Origin of the sequence: Mesorhizobium sp. M7A.F.Ca.CA.002.09.1.1 (genome assembly GCF_003998555.1) — a bacterium.
In the GTDB taxonomy this organism is placed as follows: domain Bacteria; phylum Pseudomonadota; class Alphaproteobacteria; order Rhizobiales; family Rhizobiaceae; genus Mesorhizobium; species Mesorhizobium ciceri.
On sequence record NZ_RZRR01000455.1, the window covers coordinates 1 to 4,438 of the forward strand.

Here is a 4,438-nt window from a genome sequence, read left to right on the forward strand (position 1 = left end):
CCTCGGCAAATTCCAGGGCGAGATCGCCGACATGGAGCTGGCCGACTTCAAGGTGCGTATCCTCAATGGCGGTACCGAGGCGATCACCCGCGTTCTGATCGAATCGCATGACGGCACCGGCGCGCGCTGGTGGACGGTCGGCGTTTCCGAGAACATCATCGACGCCTCGTTCCAGGCGCTGATGGATTCCATCGTCTACAAGCTGATGAAGAACCGCGAGATGGCCGGACTGGTGGCCGCCGAATAGGGTTGAACCATCAGCGAAAGTCCATTGATCCATCAGAACTTTGCGATGGTCTTGCCAAGGTGACTGGGCCATAGCGTTGGCCCATGGCCACTGAAGCAATTACCCTGGATGCAGAGTCCAAGGCCCGGCGCGGCTTTCTGCTGGCGCTCGGCGCCTATCTGCTATGGGGATTGCTGCCCTTCTACATGAAGGCGGTCGCTCATCTGCCGCTCGCGGAAGTCATTGCCCATCGCATCGTCTGGTCGGTGCCGATCGCCGCCGCCGTTCTGATCTGGGCCGGCCGCACGGCGGATTTCAAGGCGGCGCTTCGTTCGCCGCGCACCATCGCCATGGCCGCGCTGACGGCGGCGCTGATCTCGGTCAACTGGGGCATCTATGTCTGGGCGATCGCGGTCGACCGCACCGTCGAAACCGCGCTCGGCTACTACATCAATCCCCTGGTCAGCGTCGTTGTCGGCGCGCTGCTGCTCGGCGAGCGGCTCGACCGGCTGCAGATCGCGGCGGTGGTGCTGGCGGCCGTCGCCGTCGCCGTGCTGACCATCGAAGGCGGCAAGCTGCCCTGGGTGTCGTTGGCACTGGCGTTTTCCTTCGCCGCCTACGGCTTCTTCCGCAAGACGCTGCCGATCGGCCCGAGCCAGGGATTTTTGCTCGAAGTCCTTCTGCTGTCGGTGCCGGCACTTGGCTACATAGTCTATCTCATCGCGACCGGACAGGACCACATCGTATCCAGCAGTGGCACGGATACGGCGTTGCTGATCGGCTGCGGTCCAGTCACATCGGTGCCGTTGTTGCTGTTCGCCTTCGGCGCCAAGCTGCTGCGGCTGTCAACCATCGGCATCATGCAATATATCGCGCCGACCATGGTGTTCCTGATCGCCGTTCTGATCTTCGACGAGCCTTTCGGCACCATCCAGGCCATCGCCTTTGCGCTGATCTGGGCGGCTTTGGCAGTCTATTCCTGGTCGATGTTGACGACAGCGCGACGCGCCGCGCCGCAGCCCGCACGGTAAGGGGGTTCGATGTACCTGCTGCATATCGCCAACAAAAATTATTCCTCATGGTCGCTGCGGCCCTGGGTGCTGATGCGCGCGCTGGATATCCCATTCGAGGAACGGCTGACGCCATTCCCGACCGGATCGAGCTGGGATCTGTACCGTTCCTTCTCACCGAGCGGCCGCGTGCCGTGCCTGGTCGACGACGGCTGGGCGGTCTGGGATTCGCTGGCCATCGTCGAATATCTGGCCGAACGCCACCATGGCGTGTGGCCCGTCGAAGCCAAGGCGCGCGCCTGGGCGCGCTCGGCCGCCGCCGAGATGCATTCGAGCTTCACCGCATTGCGCAGCGCCTGTCCGATGAGTTGCGGCGTGCGGGTAGAGCCGTTTCCGATGTCCGATGCGCTGAAGCAGGACCTCTTTCGCCTCGGCGACCTCTGGAATGATGGTCTTGCTCGTTTCGGCGGGCCATTTCTGGCGGGCGCTCATTTCACCGCAGTAGATGCTTTCTTTGCCCCGGTGGCGTTCCGCGCACAGTCTTATGGGCTCTCCTTCGAGGGTGCGGCTGCAGCGTATCCGGCGCAGTTGCTTGCTCTGCCGGCGATGCGCGAATGGCATGCGGCTGGGCTTGCCGAGACCTGGCGCGAGCCCGATCACGAAGCGGAAGTGGCCGCCGCCGGCACCATCATCGAGGATCTTCGCGCCACTGCGTGAAAGCTGCCGGCGGGTGCTACATCTGTCCGAGCCGCCTGACAAAGAGATAGGTCGCGCCCGCGATCACCATCGACACAGCCGTCACCACCCAAAAGCCCATTGGCGTGTCGACCAGCGGCAGGCCCCCAACGTTCATGCCGAACAGGCCTGAGATGATGGTCATCGGCAACAGCACCGCCGTCATCACCGACAGGACGTACAGCAGCCGGTTCGACTGCGTCGTCAGCTTTGCCATAAGCTCGTCCTGCAATAGCCGGGCGCGCGCCTGCAATTGCTCGCCGTCATAGTGCAGCGTCTGCGCCCGGTGTGAAAGGCGCGCGGCCATGTCGTTGATGCTGTCTGGCAGGTCGTTGCGGTGCGAATGATCAAGGTGACGGAACAGATTGGTCAGCGTCGCCATCTGCCTGTGGATCACCACCAGATGCCGGCGCGCGTCGACCAGGGATTGCCGTTCATTGTGCCATGCGTCGCAGACGATACGGTCTTCGATGCCGTCGAGACTGTCGCCGAGTGCCGCAAGTTCCGCCACCATGCCATCGAACGACTGGCCGACGACAGCCTCGATCAACTCGGCTGGCGAGCGGAACTTGCGCGATCCATTCTCGATCGCCTTGCGGATGTTGTCGACCGACTGCAGCGGTTGCTTGCGGGCGCCGACCAGCATCGTGTCATTGAGCGCGAAGCGGAAATGGCCAAGCCCGCCCGCTTCCGCCGAATAGTCATGGCGCAGGTCCGGCAGATCGCCATAGAGCCAGTCGTCCTCGAGGTCGATGTGGCAGCCATGGCTGGCGGACAGGAAAGCTTCACGCGCCGGTGCCGGCAAAACCCGATCGGCGCCGATTTCGTGACGGGCCCGCATGTCGGAAAGCTGGTAGCTGCGCCATGTCCAGTGCGCGGCGGCGGCGTCCCTGGTTCGCACGCCCTCAGCGGTGAAGTGATAGATGAAGAACAGTCCGTGCTCGTCGGGCAGGTAGGGCGAGAGATCGGTGCCTTCCGGGGCGAGAGTGATGTCCATGGGCGGTGCCAGATGCATGTTCCGAAGATGGCGCCGCACGGCGGCTGCCTGATACTGATTCCTAGCACGCGCGAAGCCGGTTTCGTGTGACGGTTTCTTGACAGCCGATCACAGTCTGTCGATCCCCGTGTCAATCCGGGGGTGACGCCTTCGTCACCCCCGGATGTGCCCTGTCAGTGCTTCGGGCCGAAGCCGGGGTAGGGCTTGAGGGGCACGATTGCGGCAATGTCCATCATGCCGGCCTTGACCAACGGCAAGGTGGCGAGGTGGCCGCGAACCTCAGCATCATCAGCAGCCTCGAGCATCATGCCGCTGCCCGGGATGTCGCCTCGGTTCCACACCTGACGTACCGCCCCTTCGGCGTAGAGCGTGCGCCGCTGTTCGGCTTCGCCGGGCAGAAGTGGAGCGAAATCGGCATCGGTAAATTTTTCGGTGTTGCGAGCGAGAAGGGCAAAGAACTGCATGGCGGTCTCCTTTGGTTGGGATGGCCGATTATCGCTTTTGGCTGGTCAGACAGTCCAAGACTGATTAGGATAAAGTTGAGACCCAAAGGGACTTGAGCCTTGGAGGAGAAATGTTCGACCTGCGCCAGCTCCGCTATTTCGTCACGGTCGCCGAAACCGGAAATGTCGGGCGCGCAGCCGAAATGCTGCATATTTCCCAATCGCCACTCAGCCGGCAGATCATCCAGCTCGAGGAGCAGTTGGGTGTTTCCCTCTTTGAGAGGTCGAAGCAGCGGGTCCATCTCAACGCCGAGGGCCGCGCCTTCCTCACCGAGGCCCGCGCGCTGCTGTCCAATGCGCGACGTGTGGAGGAGTTCGGCCGCAACCTGGCCAGCGGCGCCGTCGGCCGGCTCGCCATCGGCTATGTCGAAGGGGCCGTTCATGCCGGGCTTGTCGCCGGGATGCTGCGCCAGTTCCGTCGCGACCGGCCGGATTTCCACCTGCAGCTGAGAAGCCTGCGCTCGGCGGCGCAGTTGGAAGGGCTACGGCAGCGGTCGCTGGATCTGGGCTTTGTCTACTCGCCGCCACCCGATGATGATCCGGATGTCGCCGCCATGGCGCTGCGGCATGAGCCGCTGGTGCTGGCGATCCCCGAAGATGACCCACTCGTTGAAGTGCCAGAGATCGGGCCTCACCATCTTGACGGTCGCACCTGGATCACCGTCGTGCGCCAGCCGGACGACACCAATCGCGGCCAGTTCCTTGCCGCCTGCGCCAAAGCCGGCTTTTTGCCCGACATCGCCTATGAGACGGCGGACCCGCTGACCTCGCTCGGCCTTGTCAGCGCGGGTCTCGGCTTGGCGACGGTGCAAGCCAGCCTGCGTGCCGCTGCGCCGCCGCGGATCGTGTTTCGCGACCTGCCGTGGCTCGAGCGCACGGTTTCACTCCATCTCGCCTGGCGGCGTCATGACCGGCGCGCGGTGATTGCCGATTTGCGGCAGGCTGCGGCGGAGTAGGGGAATAGGGG

6 protein-coding genes are annotated in these 4,438 nt (G+C 63.7%); 4 read left to right on the forward strand and 2 right to left on the reverse strand.

The annotated features are described in order from the left end of the window. The 3 genes from EN994_RS19515 to EN994_RS19525 form a co-directional block, all read left to right on the forward strand. The coding region (locus tag EN994_RS19515; RefSeq protein ID WP_281060173.1) for an alpha-isopropylmalate synthase regulatory domain-containing protein at positions 1-247 on the forward strand (247 nt) is incomplete at its 5' end. 83 nt (positions 248-330) lie between these two features. Beyond that, positions 331-1,257, forward strand: coding sequence for an EamA family transporter RarD (gene rarD / locus EN994_RS19520; RefSeq protein ID WP_013532555.1), 927 nt, complete (start codon positions 331-333; stop codon positions 1,255-1,257). 9 nt (positions 1,258-1,266) lie between these two features. Then, entirely contained in the window at positions 1,267-1,953 is a 687-nt protein-coding gene (locus EN994_RS19525) for a glutathione S-transferase family protein (protein ID WP_013532554.1), read from the forward strand. Positions 1,954-1,969: 16 nt separating this feature from the next. Here the strand turns inward: EN994_RS19525 and EN994_RS19530 are convergent, their stop codons facing one another. Then, positions 1,970-2,968: a transporter gene (locus EN994_RS19530; protein WP_063167702.1), complete on the reverse strand. Its 999-nt coding sequence runs from the start codon at positions 2,966-2,968 to the stop codon at positions 1,970-1,972. A gap of 173 nt (positions 2,969-3,141) precedes the next feature. Further along, positions 3,142-3,432, reverse strand: a complete 291-nt coding sequence (locus EN994_RS19535; protein ID WP_013532552.1) for a muconolactone Delta-isomerase family protein — start codon at positions 3,430-3,432, stop codon at positions 3,142-3,144. Positions 3,433-3,542: 110 nt separating this feature from the next. Here EN994_RS19535 and EN994_RS19540 point away from each other — a divergent pair, with 110 nt between their 5' ends. Next, on the forward strand, positions 3,543-4,427 hold the full coding sequence (locus EN994_RS19540) for a LysR substrate-binding domain-containing protein (RefSeq protein WP_013532551.1): 885 nt from the start codon (positions 3,543-3,545) through the stop codon (positions 4,425-4,427). The last annotated feature ends 11 nt before the right edge of the window (positions 4,428-4,438 follow it).